This window comes from Luteibacter sp. P4_D7_3 (assembly GCF_056401735.1).
On sequence record NZ_JBFUIT010000069.1, the window covers coordinates 1 to 15,377 of the forward strand.

At 62.4% G+C, this 15,377-nt stretch carries 14 protein-coding genes and 1 tRNA gene; 9 read left to right on the plus strand and 6 right to left on the minus strand.

Annotated elements, in window-relative coordinates:
• From AC1DSN_RS08845 to AC1DSN_RS08855, 3 genes are all read left to right on the plus strand, one after another.
• On the plus strand, nucleotides 1–994 hold a 994-nt coding region (locus AC1DSN_RS08845), incomplete at its 5' end, for a TonB-dependent receptor (protein ID WP_477330348.1).
• Nucleotides 995–1,080: 86 nt separating this feature from the next.
• Entirely contained in the window at nucleotides 1,081–2,127 is a 1,047-nt protein-coding gene (locus AC1DSN_RS08850) for a glycerophosphodiester phosphodiesterase (RefSeq protein WP_477297408.1), read from the plus strand.
• A gap of 105 nt (nucleotides 2,128–2,232) precedes the next feature.
• Nucleotides 2,233–3,738 carry an amino acid permease gene (locus tag AC1DSN_RS08855; protein WP_477297410.1) on the plus strand — a complete coding sequence of 502 codons (1,506 nt, stop codon included), beginning with the start codon at nucleotides 2,233–2,235 and terminating at the stop codon, nucleotides 3,736–3,738.
• A 12-nt stretch (nucleotides 3,739–3,750) separates the two neighbouring features.
• On the opposite strand, the gene AC1DSN_RS08860 is transcribed toward AC1DSN_RS08855, so the two are convergent.
• Nucleotides 3,751–4,875 carry a hypothetical protein gene (locus tag AC1DSN_RS08860; protein WP_477330350.1) on the minus strand — a complete coding sequence of 375 codons (1,125 nt, stop codon included), beginning with the start codon at nucleotides 4,873–4,875 and terminating at the stop codon, nucleotides 3,751–3,753.
• 206 nt (nucleotides 4,876–5,081) lie between these two features.
• Between AC1DSN_RS08860 and AC1DSN_RS08865 the strand changes: the two genes are divergently transcribed.
• On the plus strand, nucleotides 5,082–5,786 hold the full coding sequence (locus AC1DSN_RS08865) for a glutathione binding-like protein (protein ID WP_063572651.1): 705 nt from the start codon (nucleotides 5,082–5,084) through the stop codon (nucleotides 5,784–5,786).
• 65 nt (nucleotides 5,787–5,851) lie between these two features.
• Here the strand turns inward: AC1DSN_RS08865 and AC1DSN_RS08870 are convergent, their stop codons facing one another.
• The 4 genes from AC1DSN_RS08870 to AC1DSN_RS08885 form a co-directional block, all read right to left on the minus strand.
• The gene (locus AC1DSN_RS08870; RefSeq protein WP_477330353.1) at nucleotides 5,852–6,559 is read right to left on the minus strand and encodes an outer membrane protein; all 708 of its coding nucleotides are present in this window, start codon (nucleotides 6,557–6,559) and stop codon (nucleotides 5,852–5,854) included.
• 178 nt (nucleotides 6,560–6,737) lie between these two features.
• Nucleotides 6,738–7,388, minus strand: coding sequence for an outer membrane protein (locus tag AC1DSN_RS08875; RefSeq protein WP_477293764.1), 651 nt, complete (start codon nucleotides 7,386–7,388; stop codon nucleotides 6,738–6,740).
• A 236-nt stretch (nucleotides 7,389–7,624) separates the two neighbouring features.
• On the minus strand, nucleotides 7,625–7,948 hold the full coding sequence (locus AC1DSN_RS08880; protein ID WP_477293766.1) for a helix-turn-helix domain-containing protein: 324 nt from the start codon (nucleotides 7,946–7,948) through the stop codon (nucleotides 7,625–7,627).
• A complete protein-coding gene (locus AC1DSN_RS08885) occupies nucleotides 7,938–8,303 on the minus strand; it encodes a type II toxin-antitoxin system RelE/ParE family toxin (protein ID WP_477293768.1) in 366 nt (121 codons plus the stop codon). The genes AC1DSN_RS08880 and AC1DSN_RS08885 overlap by 11 nt, the downstream gene beginning before the upstream one ends.
• A gap of 189 nt (nucleotides 8,304–8,492) precedes the next feature.
• Here AC1DSN_RS08885 and AC1DSN_RS08890 point away from each other — a divergent pair, with 189 nt between their 5' ends.
• Complete coding sequence (locus tag AC1DSN_RS08890) at nucleotides 8,493–10,388, plus strand: M61 family metallopeptidase (RefSeq protein WP_477330355.1); 1,896 nt, start codon at nucleotides 8,493–8,495, stop codon at nucleotides 10,386–10,388.
• Between the two features lie 108 nt (nucleotides 10,389–10,496).
• Here AC1DSN_RS08890 and AC1DSN_RS08895 read toward each other — a convergent pair whose 3' ends face one another.
• A complete protein-coding gene (locus tag AC1DSN_RS08895) occupies nucleotides 10,497–11,765 on the minus strand; it encodes an acyltransferase family protein (RefSeq protein WP_477330357.1) in 1,269 nt (422 codons plus the stop codon).
• A 154-nt stretch (nucleotides 11,766–11,919) separates the two neighbouring features.
• Between AC1DSN_RS08895 and AC1DSN_RS08900 the strand changes: the two genes are divergently transcribed.
• From AC1DSN_RS08900 to AC1DSN_RS08915, 4 genes are all read left to right on the plus strand, one after another.
• Entirely contained in the window at nucleotides 11,920–12,828 is a 909-nt protein-coding gene (locus AC1DSN_RS08900; RefSeq protein ID WP_477330359.1) for a LytTR family DNA-binding domain-containing protein, read from the plus strand.
• Between the two features lie 55 nt (nucleotides 12,829–12,883).
• Nucleotides 12,884–12,960: transfer RNA gene (locus AC1DSN_RS08905), tRNA-Arg, on the plus strand.
• Nucleotides 12,961–13,217: 257 nt separating this feature from the next.
• Nucleotides 13,218–14,444 carry a hypothetical protein gene (locus AC1DSN_RS08910; RefSeq protein ID WP_477330361.1) on the plus strand — a complete coding sequence of 409 codons (1,227 nt, stop codon included), beginning with the start codon at nucleotides 13,218–13,220 and terminating at the stop codon, nucleotides 14,442–14,444.
• Nucleotides 14,445–14,456: 12 nt separating this feature from the next.
• Nucleotides 14,457–15,377, plus strand: a 921-nt coding sequence (locus AC1DSN_RS08915; RefSeq protein ID WP_477330363.1) for a sensor histidine kinase, incomplete at its 3' end; no start/stop codon positions are given.

Genomic DNA, 15,377 nt, shown 5'->3' on the forward strand with positions numbered 1-15,377 from the left:
GGACTATACGATCACGACGAAACAGGCCTATCTGCAGGACAGCTTCAAGGCGCTCGACGACCGCCTCAGTGTCGACTTCGGCGTGAAGAGCCCGCATACCACGATGACCGCGCGCGAGCTGCCGGGTGTGGAAAGTCCGTATGCGAACGGTACGCTGAAGGCGGAGAAATCCTTCCTGCCGCAGGCGGGTCTCGCCTACCAGCTGGCACCCGGCCAGGAAGTGTTCCTGTCCTATGCGAAGAACATCGCCGCCTTCCAGGGTGGCGGCGCCGGCGGCCCGCTCTCCGTGTCGCAGGCTGCGTTCGACGGCACCAAGTCCAGCCTGAAGCCGGAACAGTCGCGTAGCATCGATGGCGGCTTCCGCAGCGTCGGCGCATGGTATGAGGCATCCGTGGCGCTGTACGACGTGAAGTTCGACAATCGTCTGCTGTCGCTCAATCCGTGCCCGAGCATCGAGCAGGGCACGCGCCCGGAATGCAACACGGCCTTCGTCAACGTCGGCTCGGTCAGCAGCCGTGGTGCGGAGTTCACCTTCATCTGGAAGCCGATCCGTGGGTTCGAGTGGTACAACTCGGCCTCGTTCAACCGTTCCAGGTATGACGACAACTATGTCGCCAGCGGCCAGGTCGTGCCGGTGAAGGGCAAGACCACCGTCGATACGCCCAAGCGCATGCTCGCGAGCGAGATCAGCTATACCTACGGTCCGTGGTCGGCCAGCCTGCAGGGCAAATACACCGGTAAGCGCTACTACACCTATACCAACGACCAGAGCGTGGCCGGTGCCACCGCCTTCGACTTCGGTGCGAGCTATAACTTTGGCCCCATCGCCAGCCTCAAGGCGCTCACCCTGGCCCTGAACATCACCAATCTTACCGACCACCGTTACGCGACCAACCTGACCGCCTTCGCGGCGACGGACCCGAACGGCCGCGCGCTCGCGTTCCACGCCAGCGCGCCGCGGCAGAGCTTCGTCACCCTCACGGCGGATTTCTGATGAAGGTTCTTGGCCGCTCTTCATATGCGCGCTCCTCGTATGTCTTATCCTCGTGCGCTCTCGCCCTGGCGCTAGGAGCGCTCTCGATGCCCTCGCATGCCGCAACCGCACCGGCGAAGCCCCTTGCCGCGAAGGTCCTCGTTATCGGGCACCGCGGCGCGAGCGCGCTTCGGCCGGAGCACACGCTCGCCTCCTACGCCGTCGCCGTCGAAGACGGCGCCGACTTCGTCGAGCCCGACCTGGTGTCGACCAAGGATGGGGTGCTGGTCATCCGCCACGAAAACGACATCGGCGGCACGACCGATGTCGCCGCTCATCCGGAATTCGCCGGCCGTCGCACGACGAAGACGGTCGACGGCGTGCAGCTCACCGGCTGGTTCACCGAGGACTTCACGCTCGCGGAGTTGAAGACGCTTCGCGCCCGCGAACGTCTCGCCGATATCCGTAAGGCCAATACCGCGTTCGACGGCCAGTTCAGCGTGCCGACCTTCGACGAGATGATCGAGTTCGTCGCGGCCGAGTCGTCGGCGCGCGGGCGCGTCATCGGGATCATTCCCGAGATCAAGCACTCCACATATTTCCGCGGCGTTGGCCTGCCGATGGAAGACCGGGTGCTGGCCACCCTCGCATCCCACGCTTACACGCGTTCCGCGCCGGTCGAGATCCAGTCCTTCGAGATCGGCAACCTCAAGTACCTGCACGGTAAGCTAGGCAAGGCGCACCCGAATATCCGCCTCCTCCAGCTGATGGACGCCGCGGCGGAGCATCCCGCCGACGATGCAGGCACGACGTACGGTCAGATGATGACGCCGGCTGGCCTCAAGGCGGTCGCCGTCTATGCCGACGCCATCGGCCCATCGACACGCAGCATCATCCCGTTGGGTAAAGACGGTCGGCTGGCCCCGGTGGCACCGTTGGTCCATGACGCGCATGCCGTGGGCCTTGAGGTCCACCCGTACACGTTCCGGCCTGAGAACCACTTCCTCGCTGCGGATTTTCGCAATGATGCGGGGGACGCTGCCCGGAACGAGGCGGGGTCGGTAGCGGAGATTCGCGCCTACCTGGCGACGGGGATCGATGCGTTCTTCACCGATGACCCGGCGTTGGGGCGTAGGGCGCTGGATCAGCGCTGAGGCGGCTGGTTTCGCCGATGAATCGGCTCCCACATGGGGCTGCGGCATCCCACCGCGGCCTGCCGCAGGTATGATCCCCGGTCAGCCAGTCCAAGGGATCCCCCGATGTCGTTAGCCAAGTTCCTCCGCCACAAGTCCGTCGAGCAGTTGCAGGCCGAGGTTGGTCAGCGCAAGGACTTCCGGCGGGTGCTGGGTCTGTGGCAGCTCACGGCCATCGGCATCGGCGGCATCATCGGCGTGGGCATTTTCGTGCTCGCTGGCCAGCAGGCGGCGCTCAATGCCGGCCCGGCGGTCGCCCTCAGTTTCATCATCGCGGGTCTGGGCAGTGCCTGCGCCGCGCTGTGCTACGCCGAGTTCGCCGGCCTGATCCCGGTCACCGGCAGTGCCTACACCTACGGTTACGCCGTACTCGGCGAAGGCGCCGCCTGGATCATCGGTTGGGATCTGCTCCTCGAATACGCGCTGGTGGTCGCCGTCGTCGCCATCGGCTGGTCCGGCTACGTGCAGGTGCTGCTGTCGTCGGCGGGTGTGCACCTGCCCGAGTGGGCGCAGAAAAGCATGAGCGCCGACACCATGGCGTACTACTGGCAGCACGCCGTCGGGCCGCTCGGCGTGAGCTTCGCCCATCCGGTCGCCGCCCCCACGGATGGACACCGCTTCAACATCATAGCCGCCGCCATCTCGGTATTCGTCGCCATTCTACTTTCGGTGAAAACGGAGTGGGGCGCGCGCCTCAACACGGTGATCGTCGGCATCAAAGTGATCGGCGTGGCGCTGGTGATCGGTGTCGGCGCGTTCTACATCAATACGGCGAACTGGCACCCGTTCATTCCCGAGCGCGTGTTCGACGATAAGGGCATGGGCCACTTCGGCTGGCAGGGCGTGCTGACTGGCGCGAGCGTCGTGTTCTTCGCCGTGTTCGGCTATGACACGCTGACCACCGCGGCCGAGGAAGCCAAGGATCCGCAGCGCGATCTTCCGCGTGCGGTGCTGCTGTCGCTGGCTGTGGCGATGGTTCTCTATATCGCGGTATCCCTGGTGCTCACGGGCATCGTGCCCTATGGCACGCTCAATGGTGAAGCATCGGTGTCCGATGCCTTCAATGCCATCGGCCTGCCGTGGCTGAGCAACGTGATCGCCGTGGCGGCGGTTATCGGCGTCATCAGCGTGTTGTTCGCTTTCATGTTGGGTGCGGCGCGCATCTGGTTCGCGCTGTCGCGCGATGGCTTGCTGCCGGCATGGTTCGCCCGTGTCCACCCGCGATTCGGCACGCCCGCTCGCCCGACGATGATTCTCGGCATCTTTACCGCCGCGGTCGCCGGCCTGCTGCCCATCGGTGAAGTGGCCGAACTGGTCAATATCGGCACGCTCAGCGCTTTCATCCTGATTTGCGCCTCGGTGCTCGTGCTGCGCGTGCGCAAGCCCGACCTGGAGCGGAAGTTCAAGACGCCGGCGGTGTGGTTTGTCGCCCCGCTGGGCATCCTGTTCTCGCTGGCGCTGATCTGGGGCCTGCCGTGGATCACCTTCGAGCGCTTTGCAATATGGATGGCGATCGGTTTGATCGTTTACTTCACCTATGGCGTGAAGCACAGCAAGCTCAATCGCGACTGAGATGCCCTCCGGTCATTCGACCATGTAATGCGGTGTGTCCGGCGGGTCCGGACGCACCGGCACGGTCCACTCGTTGGCCATATAGGAACGCATGCGCCGTTCGTTCGCCGCCGAGTAGCGGTAGCAATTGGCGCGCAGCAGGCTGGTGGTTGACTTGAGGTTCGTTTCGCACGGCCAGCCTGACGACCAGCGTACTTCGGCGTCTTCGTGGCTGGCAGTCAGCGTGTGGCCGTACTCATGGGCAACGATGGTGTAACGGCCCTTGAGTGAAGCCATGGCGTGGTCGCCGCCAAGCCACGCAAGTCCGGATACGCCCGGCGCAACCTGGTTGCCCGTCAGCAGCATGAACTTGTATTCGAACTCGCCGCGAACGTGGGGAAGCTTTTCGCGACGTGCATAGCTGTCCACGGCCGTCGTCCAGTCCTTGAGCGATGAAGCCTGTCCATAAGCGATATCGGTCAGTCCGTCGACTTGCTGGCTGTAGATTGCCCACAAGCGCCTGGTCGGCAGGATTCTCTTCATGTCGGCGATCCACCAGGCGACATACTTCGCGTGGATGTGTTCCCGTGTCATGTCGAGGGTGTCGTCGTGAAGGAAAAGCCAGAAGACCAGGACGGGCGAAGATGCTGCCCGAGGCCGACTTGCAGCCGTGGTGCCGTTTCGTGCATCTCGTGGCACCGCCCGTCGTTGTCTTGATGCGCGGTGCGCTGCAGATTCATCGTTGCCACGAGGCGCATCGGGGCGGCCCTGATGGCTGCCTTCCGCGTCGCGGTCGAAAGTCGTGACTTCCATGTCGCCGGAACGAGRCACGCTGATATCCAAGTGACCGCCGGAACGGGTTAGCACGGCTTGCTCGCCCTGCCATGTCACCCGATACATGGCCCCCGGCACGTCCCCTGACACGTCGGGGAAGTGAAGTTCAACATCGAGTAGCGACTCGATGACAAGGGCGCCGCCGCCTTTGCCGTCGGAAAGCACGATGGTCTGGGGTAGTTCGCGAGCGATCGCCTCGTCGAAACGGTCAACGGCGTTGGTCGAACGAGCATGGGACGTGCTGGCAAGGAGGGGGCCGAGCGCAGAAAAGACCAGTGCGTGAAGAGCGGGGCGCAGCGGTGGTGGGCGGCGGGGCGCAGCCATGGAAGTCCTTTTCGTGGGGCGGTGCGGACGATAACGTGGTCGAGCTCGTTCATGGTGGCTCGCGGCCCACCCACGGCAGACCCCTACGGCAATGGGGGGCATTCGGGAAAGTGGTCTCGATGAGGACGCTGCCTTACCGTCGGCCCATTGAATCGAGCGTGGTAACGACCTACCTTCGAAAGGTCACGGCCCGAAGGAAAGGCAGCATGTCAGATCTCTCCGCGTTCCCGATCACCTCGCGCTGGCCCGCCGCGCATCCTGATCGCATCCAGCTGTATTCGCTACCGACCCCCAACGGGGTAAAGACCTCGATCCTGCTCGAGGAGCTCGGGTTGCCGTACGAGGTACACCTCGTCGACATCATGAAGAACGAGAACAAGACGCCGGAGTTCGAGTCGCTCAATCCGAACGGCAAGATTCCGGCGATGATCGATCCGAACGGTCCGGACGGTAAGCCGATCGGCCTGTTCGAATCCGGCGCGATCCTGCTCTACCTCGCCGAGAAGACGGGGAAGTTCATTCCCGCCGATGCGGCGAAGCGCTGGGAAACCATCCAGTGGGTATTCTTCCAGATGGCCGCGATCGGACCGATGTTCGGCCAGGTGGGTTTCTTCCACAAATTCGCTGGCCGTGAGTTCGAGGACAAGCGCCCGCTGCAGCGGTATGTCGATGAGGCCAAACGCTTGCTGGGCGTGCTGGATCGTCGCCTCGAGGGTCGCGACTGGATCGTCGGCGACGAATACACCATTGCGGACATTGCCACGCTGGGTTGGGTGAACAACCTGGTGACGTTCTATGGCGCGCGTGAGCTGGTCGGTTTCGATGACTTCCAGAACGTCATTGCATGGCTCGAGCGCGGCACATCGCGGCCGGGTGTGGAGCGCGGACTCAAGATTCCGTCACGCACCTGAGCGAGCGCGCCGTACAAGAAAACGGCCGCGAAAGCGGCCGTTTTCTCATGCAGGGCGAACATCGATCAGAAACGGAATTCTGCCGACCCGCCCCAGACGCCGACGTTCACCGTTCGCTTGTCGTTGGTGATGTTCTGAGCCTTCAATGAGTAATTGTCGTAGTTCAGCGAAACGCCGAAATGCTCCGTGAAATCGTAGCCGAAGCCGACGCCCGCATAGATACCGTTGTCAGTCGAAGTGGTGCGGGACGACGCGTGTTCGACGTACGTAACGTGCTTGACATATATGGATGCCGCATCGTGAAGGACATATGCGTTGTCGACGTTCACGGTCGCATCGTGATCGTATTTGCTTCGCGAGTGCGCGAGGCCGAGACGAGCCGTGATGGTCCAGTGGTGTGGAAGCACCCACTTGCCGTTGGCGCCAAGCAGTAACGCTTGTCCTTTCAGTTCATACTTGTCGTGAAAGTCAGAGGTGATTGTCAGGGATCGGCTTATCGTGGTTTCGGTCCTGTCGTACACGCTGGAGATCTTACCCAGGTCGACATAGCCCCCTTCGACACCGATATAGAACGGTCGATCCACTGCCCAGCGGTACCCGACTAAGGCGCCGAATGCCGAGTCCTTCTTATCCTGGAAGCCGGTGTGGCTGATGTCATAGTGCGTCTGCCCGCCGTTGATGCCGATGAAGGCGCCATCATCGGCAGCAGATGCGCCGAGCGACACGAACGAGAGTGTGGCGGCAGCGGCCGCCGTAAGAAAAATCTTTTCCATGAGAGTCCCCCGTGTTCCTGATCGTGCGCACCGGCCCCTTCGCCGGGCGGTCCCTTTTTTAGCAGTGTGATATTACGAGCGTTTAGCTTTATTTGCAGGGCTTGGGCTCTGGCCATCACCACGCACAAGAAAGCAGCCGCGAAAGCGGCCGTTTTCTATGGTGTATGACGATCTTCGGTCAGAAGCGGAATTCTGCTGCAGCACCCCAGACGCCAACATTCACCGTGCGCTTGTCATCGGTGATGCCCTGCGCCTTCAGTGAATAGTTGTCGTAGTTCACCGTGACGCCGAAGTTCTTCGTGAAGTCATAACCGAAGCCGATGCCGGCGTAGATGCCGTTGTCGTTCGACGAATCGTGAAACTTCTGGCTGGAGACGCTATCGTTATTGAAGGACGCATTGGCCTTCACGTCGTAAGACGTGTGCGAATGTGCCACACCAAGACGTGCGGTGATCGTCCAGTGGTGCGGAAGCTCCCACTTGCCATTGGCGCCAATGAGCAAAGCGCGACCCTTGAGCTCGTCTTTCTCGCTGTACGAGAGGACGCTTCCGGCGTACATCGTCGACTCGTTGTAGTGACTGGTGATCTTGCCCAGGTCCACGTAACCCGCTTCAACGCCGAAATAGAACGGACGATCCACGGCCCAGCGATAACCCACGACGGCGCCGAAAGCGGTATCGCTCTTGTCGTGGAAGTCGGTGTTGTCGATGTCGTAGTTGGTACGACCGCCGTTGATGCCGATGAAAGTGCCTTCGCTGGAAGCGTGGGCACCGAACGAGGCAAACGAAAATGCGGCAGCAGCGGCTGCCGTGAGAAGAAGCTTTTCCATGAGGATCCCTGTGTTCCTGATTGTGCGCACCGGCCCCTTCGCCGGGCGGCCCCTTGACTGGCCGCGCGATATTACGATCTTTTAACTTATTGCGCCAAGCACTTTTTCGTTTCTTATCGAGTCGTAAGTTCTTGCGCTTCGTGGGCAATGGCTACATAGCCCTCAGTCCCGGTACGTCGGCCGGACGCGGACGCTCGGGAATGCCGTGATCTCGGGTACAGGCAATCCGGTCTTGCTCAAGCCAGGATCTGAAGTCCGTGTTTCGCGACTACCGCAAGTAGCTTCAACGCCATGCCGCTCGGCTTCTTCGCACCTGTCTCCCATTTTTCGACAGTGCTCTCGCTGGTATTGAGATAGCGTGCAAACACCGGCTGACTGACGTGGTTCTTTTCCCTCAGTCGTTTGATCTGCAACGGCTCAATCGTGGGAGGGCTGGAGATGCACATAGCATCGAATTCCCTCATCGTTGTCTTGTCGATCGTTCCGGCATGGCGCATCCCAGCCACTGCGCTATGAATGGCCTCGAAGGCATCGCTTTTGTACTGGCGCTTAGTGGTCATTGTGCACCTCCATGAGTTCGCCGATCGCCACCTCGCGTTCGACGTCATCATCTGTTTTCTGGCTGTACAGCGCGGCAAGCTTCTTGAACGCCATCAGCTCAGCATCGTCGATATTTGCTCGATCCTTCTTGGCAAACAGATAGGCAAATATCCAGAAGCGGCGCCCCTTGGCGACAACGATGGCGCGATGCATGTTTCGATGTAATCGCTTCTTGAATACTCCACCTCTCGGATCGTCCGCCTGTCCGCGCAATATCTCGCGCACGGCCGCACGAAGCTCCGATTCTGGTATCCGTTCTTTTCTCGCCGCCTTGGCGAACCACGGGTCTTGAAGACCCGATGGCGATGCGTCCATTCGCTCATAAGCTAAATGGTAGCACCTGGTGCAACCAACGTGTAAAGCAAGCCGGTCGCCCGTGACCTCTGGCATAGGGAAGGCCAGCCCCCGCCGTTTAGCATCGGAGGCTTGCGCGAACCGCAGGGGCTCGCGCCGACCCGCTCGCATGGATGGCCGGGCAACCCACACGCTCCACGGGAGAATTCAGTGAAATCCACCCTTCTTGCCTCCGCGCTGCTGGCGGCTCTCGCCGGCGTTGGCGCGACGGCCGTCCGCGCGGATGATGTCCCCGCTCCGCAGGACACCGCTTATAACGGCACGCTCAAGCTCACCGTCGACGCGACCGACCTCGACCACCGCGTTCTCCGCGTTCGCGAGACTATTCCTGCGCAGGCGGGTCCGCTGACCCTGCTGTTCCCGCAGTGGATCCCGGGCCACCATTCGCCGACCGGTCCGATCGACCAGTTCGCAGGCCTCGTCGTGACCGCGGGCGGCAAGCGCATCGAGTGGAAGCGTGACGAATTCAACGTCTATGCCTTCCACGTGGACGTGCCGGCCGGTGCTTCCTCCGTCGACGTCGAATTTCAGACGCTGACCCCGCAGGACACCCGCCAGGGCCGCATCGTCATGACGCCCGACATCGTCAATGTCGAGTGGAACCAGGTGTCGCTGTATCCGGCGGGCTATCGTGCCGACCGCGTCCAGGTCGACGCGAGCGTGAAGCTCCCGGCGGGTTTCCAATACGGCAGCGCGCTGGAAGAAGCGAGCAAGAGCGGCGACACGGTCAACTTTAAGACGATCAACTACGACGACCTCGTCGACTCGCCGATCTTCGCCGGTCGCTATTTCAAGCGCGTCGATCTCGATCCGAACGGCCGCTCGCCGGTGCATCTGAACATCGTGGCCGACAACGCCAAGTCGCTCGAGATCAAGCCGGAAGCGCTGGAGATCCATCGCAAGCTCGTTCAGCAGATGGACAAGCTCTACGGTGCCCGCCATTACAACCACTACGACTTCCTGCTCGCACTGACCGACAAGCTCGGCGGCATCGGCCTGGAACACCATCGTTCTTCGGAGAACAGCGCCGCGCCGGGCTACTTCACCGAGTGGGACAAGAACTGGCTCGGCCGCGACCTGCTCGCCCACGAGTACAACCACTCCTGGGACGGCAAGTACCGTCGTGGCGCCGATCTGGCCACGCCAAGCTTCAATGTGCCGATGGGCAATAGCCTGCTGTGGGTCTACGAAGGCCAGACGCAGTTCTGGGGCAACGTCGTCGCCGCGCGTTCCGGGCTGGTGACGCAGGACCAGGCGCGCGACCTGCTCGCTTTTGTTGCGGCGACCTATGACAAGGGCCGTCCCGGCCTGTCCTGGCGCACCATCGAAGACACCACCAACGATCCGACCATCGCCCAGCGTCGCCCGCTCTCGTATCGCAATTATCAGATGAGCGAAGACTATTACCAGGGCGGCCAGATGATCTGGCTGGATGTCGACACCAAGCTACGCGAACTGTCCAAGAACAAGCGCACCCTGGACGATTTCGCCAAGGCTTTCTTCGGCATGAAGGACGGTGACTGGAAGGTCAATCCGTACACCTTCGAAGAAGTGGTCTCGACCCTCAACGGCATCGCGCCGTATGACTGGGCGACCTACCTGCGCGACCGCGTGGACGGCCACAAGGGTGACATCGAAGGCATCGAGCGCGGTGGCTGGAAGCTGGTCTACAACGACAAGCCTTCCGACGCCATCAAGGCCTTCGAGGCCCGTCGCATGATGACCGACCTGACCTACTCGGCCGGCTTCGCCGTGTCGAACAAGGGTGACATCTCCGACGTGCGCTGGGATGGCCCCGCTTTCAATGCCGGCCTCTCGCCGGGCATGCATATCGTCGCGGTGAACGACAAGGAGTTCTCCGGCGACGTGCTGAAGGACGCCGTGACCGATGCGAAGACGGGCAAGGCCCCGATCCAGCTGCTGGTCAAGAACTTCGACACGTACAAGACGATCAGCGTCGACTACCACGGCGGCCTGATGTATCCGCATCTGGAACGCGACAAGAGCAAGCCCGATTGGCTGGGCGAGCTGTACAAGGCGAAATGAAACACGGAAGGGCGCCGCAAGGCGCCCTTCTTCGTTGTGGACGAACCGATTCGACGGCCATCCTCTCGTAGGAGCCGATTCATCGGCGATCCCTACGGAGCGATACCTTCAGGTCCCTTCGCGAGCACCCATCGCCGATGAATCGGCTCCTACAGAAACGGTCCCGGCAGGAATGGTGTCTGCCGAACTGGACACCACGGTGCGCTTCACGGCCTTCAACCCGAACAACGGTCGTATGAACGCCACCCGCCGGATCACGAACTCGTGCAGCACATAGCACCCGGCAATCGTCCCGCCCAGCACCAGTGCCGGTTCGAGCCACGGCCCCAGTGACATCGGCTTCAGCCAGAACACCAGCAGGATGATCAGGCTCTGGTGCAGCATGTACCAGGGATACACGGCCTCCGTGCAATACGGCAGCCAGCGGAACGGGCGGTCGAGGAGCACCTTGCCCCAACCGAGAATGGTCAGCAGCGCGGCCCAGAGATACAGGCTCTGCGAGGACTGCGACAGCGCGGTCCAGAGCACGTCCGGTACGCGGTGCATCCACGAATCGTCGGCGACCAGTTGGCCGGTCAGGCGCAGGCCGAGATAGGCCGTGATCGAGACCAGCGCAGTGATCAAGGTGGCCTTGCGCATCGCAGCGACCCGTGTCCAGAAACCCTGCTCGCGGGCCAGCAGATAGCCGCCGAGGAAGATCGATCCGTACTTGGCGTGCTGGTACCAGTCGCCGACCAGGGCACCGGTCGTGGGAAACATCGGCGCGACGTACAGGATGAAGAAGAGCAGCAGCGCCGTCGGCGCACCCACGAGGAACCATGCGGGGGCCCGGCAGAAGGCCGCGACAGCGTTCCGGACGCGGACATGCCCGAGGAGCGGCATCAGGGCGGCAAGGCACAGCGTGTACGTCCACAGGTAAGGCAGATACCAGAGGTGGTTCCAGGTGATCCCGTACTGCCACCCGGTGAAGCTGTCCTTCGGCCATGGGTGCACGTTCCAATAGCTGGCCAGGAAGTTCCAGAAGCCCGGCGTGAGGTGGCCGCTGGCGACCCCTTCGCAGTAGGGCTGGATCGGCACCACCACGAACATGCCGAAGATCAGCGGCAACAACAGTCGCCAGGTGCGTTCGCGGGCGAAGCGCAAAAGCCGGCCTTCGGGAGCGGCCAGGGCGATCGCGGCGCCCGAGATGAGGAACAGCAGGCACATCCGCCAGCGGTTCACGAAGATCATCGGCCACTGCAGCCATTCGGCCGTGTGCGCGCTTTTGATGTGGAAGTCCCAGTCGCCCACATAGGCCATGGCCGTGTGATAGAGGATGAGGAGGGCGAAGGCGAGGATGCGCAAGGCATCGATGTCGTGGCGGCGGGCGGTGCTCATGTCCGTGCGTCCTGTCGTGAAGGCAGGGCCAGAATCGGCTTCGGGCCGGGCCCGGCACCACCACGAGGGGCCGAACGGGAGGCTTTCGGGGACGAATGGCGGGGCAGGGGGGATGGATGTCTACCGGCGGCCGCGACGACGTTATGATCCCGGCATGGAAGCCCACGTCCCAACCCCTCCAGGCAAGGAACTCGACCGCGCCCGCCGCCGCCGCCGGGTGCTGATGATCGCCTTCTGGGTGCTCGTCTTCGTCACGGCTGCCATCGGCAACACCATGACCGGCCGAATGGACGCCATGCGGTACGACATCCCGACGCCCACCTGGCAGATTGCCACCAACGAATTCAGCAGCATCGTCCTCGGCCTTCTGATGCTGCCCTTCCTGCTGAAGGCGTGTGATCGCTGGCCGCTGCACGCGGACACCTGGCGTCGCCGGTTGCCGCTGTACTTCCTTGGCAGCGTGGTCTACTCCGCCTGTCACGTGGTCGGCATGGACCTGATCCGGCTGCTGGTCTACTCCGCGTCCGGTTCGACCTACGAGCCAGGCCCCTGGGTCAACCAGGCGATCTACGAGTACCTGAAGGACATTCGCACCTTCTTCCTGATCGTCGCTGTCGGTCACATGGTGGAATGGTTCGGTCGCCACATCCAGGGCGAGGCCAGCCTGCTCGACGTGCCTGACGAAGGTCAGCCGGTCGAGGCGATCGACCGTCCGGAGCGCTTTCTCGTGCRCAAGCTCGGTCGCGATTTCCTGGTCGCGACGGCGGATATCGAATGGGTACAGTCCGCAGGCAACTACGTGAACCTGCGCGTGCGCGGCCGGGACTATCCCCTGCGGAGCACCCTGGCGGCGCTGGAAACCCGGCTCGATCCGGCCGTATTCGTCAAGGCACACCGGAGCTACCTGGTCCACCTGGCCCAGGTCACCGCGATCGAGCCGCTGGACGCCGGCGACGCGCGCCTGCACATGGCCGACGGCACCGTGCTGCCCTGCAGTCGGCGCTACAGGGAAAGCTTGCGCGCCGCCGCGGCCGGTGCCGAACCCGCTCTGGCAAAGGCCTGACAGCGCAGGCTAGGCCGCCCCAAGCCATTCGGCTACAATGCCGCCTCTGCAATACGCGCTCGTAGCTCAGCCGGATAGAGTAGTGGCTTCCGAAGCCATTGGTCGGGGGTTCGAATCCCTCCGGGCGCACCATCTTTACCCACTTCCCTGTGGGAGCCGCTTCAGCGGCGATTCCCCACTCGCCCGCACGACCGTCGCCCAGGACGATTCGGAAGAAGACATGGCGGACAGGATCGAAGCGATCGTCATGCCGATCGTCATAAGTGCAACGCAGCGGTAGATCCGACTGGCAACACCGTAAGACCGGCTCGCAACATATTCCTCGGCGAAGGCCGCGCCCGTGCCTAGCATCGCCTGGTGGTCAATCCGACCGGAAGCCAGGAATGTTCATGCTTCAGCAGAGATATACATCGACCCGTCGCCTGGCCCTATGGCTGCTGGCGTGCGCCGTCACGTTGCCCGCCGCGGCCATGGACATGGGGGCGGCGAGGATGGGGGCGACGACACTGATCACGACTCCGGATGGCTCCATCCAGGTGCCGCTCGCAGCTGGGCTGTGGCAAGTAACGGGCGATGTCCAGTTCACCAGGAAAGAAGGCTTTCCCCTCGGCATCATGACGTTGGCCGGCGCCGATCCGACGTTGTCGGCCATCCTCAAAGGCTTTTCGTTCGGCAACGGCACGATCGAGTTCGACACGAAGTCCGTTGGCAAGGATGGCGAGGTGAACGTCGCCTTCCGCAAGACCGGCGCAAGCACCGAGACGTTCTACGTGCGTGTATCGCCCGATTGCCCCGCTTCACAAGACTGCCTGCAATACACGCCGCTCACGCACTCCCGCAGGATGTGGGACATGTATATCCAATACCAAAGAMCAGCACCCTTCGTGGACGATCGCTGGAACCACATCAAGATGGTGATCTCCGGACGGCGCATGAACGTGTACGTCAATCGCGAATCCACGCCGTCACTGAGCGTGGGCAGGCTACAGGGCGATGCGCTCGTCGGTGGTTTTTCGCTGCAGGGCTCAGCGTCTTACGCCAACCTCGTCGTGAAACCAGGCGTGGTCGAAGGCCTGTCTCCGGAGCCGGAAGCCGATCCCACCTCCAGCGATCAACGCTATTTGCGTACCTGGGACATGGCGCCGCCTACCCGGCTTGCCGAAGGCGCCGAACCGACGATAGCCGACGTCCCGTCGACCTCGGTGGCCTGGGCGACGACACATGCCGAGGACGGCGGCCTGATCAACCTGGCGCGACACAGCGACGCTCATCTGGACGATCACACCAAACCGTTGATCGCCTGGCTGAAAACAACCGTGCAATCCGACCATGATCAGACGCAACACGTATCCATTGGCTTTCTGCGCGAAGTCTGGGTATTTGTCGACGGCAAGCTTGTTTACGCCGATAAGAATTGTTACCACGTAGCCGCGCAACGCAAGGACCCTGATGGCCGCCTGTCGATCGAGAACGGATCGTTCGACCTGCCTTTACATAAGGGTGCCAATCACGTCGTGGTCGCCATCCGAAGCAACACCCCGGACATGCAGGATCGTTACGGCTGGGGCGTCGAAATGCGCTTGCACGACCTCAACGGCGTGACCACGGTTCGCTGAAGGACTATCGTGATGTCCATGAATGCAACCCTTCCCGAGGCCGTCGCTTCGCCGGTCCCGCGTCGGCAGGGGTGGCTTCTTGCCTTCGGCTTCTGGACGGCGGTGGCCGGCGTCTTCGCCCTTTCGCAATTGGCAAAGGGCGGCGGGGGAGGGGAAGTGTTGCTGTCCTCGCTTGCGCAGTGGTGGCCCTGGGGATTGCTGGCGCCCGTCATCAACCGGATCGATCGACGCCTGCCGTTTGCCGGAAACCAGATGGGACGTCGCATCGTCGCTCATCTGCTGCTCGGGCCTCTGCTGGTCGTGGTGTACGGCTACGTGTCCGCCGTCCTGGCAGCCGCGATGCACCTTCAGCCCTGGTCGGCCTTGTCGCACGCTGCCGTAGTGGTCGACGCTATCCATGGCTTGTTCTGGAGCATGTTGGTCTACGGTCTCATCGTCGGCGTGTGCGAGGCCTACGCTTATCAACAGCGTTATGTGTCGGCGGCAATGCACGTGCAACGACTGGAACGAAATTTTTCGGAGGCGCGTCTCAACGCATTGCGTACGCAGCTGGATCCGCATTTCCTCTTCAATGCGCTCAACACCATCTCCGCGCAGCTGGAACGCGAGCCGAAGCTGGCACGTACGATGATCGAGCACCTTGGCGATCTGTTGCGCCTGTCGCTGGCGCCCCAGAGCAGGCAGGAGGTTCGTCTGACGGAGGAGCTCGCCTTTCTCGACCACTACCTCGCGATCCAGACTATTCGCTTCGGCGATCAGCTCAAGGTCAACGTGGACGTGTCCGACGAAGTGAAGTCCGCTATCGTACCGAGTATGTTCCTGCAGCCCCTCGTGGAAAATGCGATTCGCCACGGTTTGYCGCCCCGCGCGCGCGGCGGCACGATCACCTTGATCGCTGAGCGACTCGGGCAGCAGCTGCATATCCAGGTCCTG

What these genes read in the sequence shown, in the direction of transcription:
- AC1DSN_RS08865 (WP_063572651.1), top strand. Translation starts at nt 5,082, where the DNA reads ATGTCAGATCTCTCCGCGTTCCCGATCACCTCGCGCTGGCCCGCCGCG.
- AC1DSN_RS08880 (WP_477293766.1), bottom strand. Translation starts at nt 7,948, where the DNA reads ATGACCACTAAGCGCCAGTACAAAAGCGATGCCTTCGAGGCCATTCAT.
- AC1DSN_RS08850 (WP_477297408.1), top strand. Translation starts at nt 1,081, where the DNA reads ATGCCCTCGCATGCCGCAACCGCACCGGCGAAGCCCCTTGCCGCGAAG.
- AC1DSN_RS08855 (WP_477297410.1), top strand. Translation starts at nt 2,233, where the DNA reads ATGTCGTTAGCCAAGTTCCTCCGCCACAAGTCCGTCGAGCAGTTGCAG.
- AC1DSN_RS08870 (WP_477330353.1), bottom strand. Translation starts at nt 6,559, where the DNA reads ATGGAAAAGATTTTTCTTACGGCGGCCGCTGCCGCCACACTCTCGTTC.
- AC1DSN_RS08875 (WP_477293764.1), bottom strand. Translation starts at nt 7,388, where the DNA reads ATGGAAAAGCTTCTTCTCACGGCAGCCGCTGCTGCCGCATTTTCGTTT.
- AC1DSN_RS08885 (WP_477293768.1), bottom strand. Translation starts at nt 8,303, where the DNA reads ATGGACGCATCGCCATCGGGTCTTCAAGACCCGTGGTTCGCCAAGGCG.
- AC1DSN_RS08895 (WP_477330357.1), bottom strand. Translation starts at nt 11,765, where the DNA reads ATGAGCACCGCCCGCCGCCACGACATCGATGCCTTGCGCATCCTCGCC.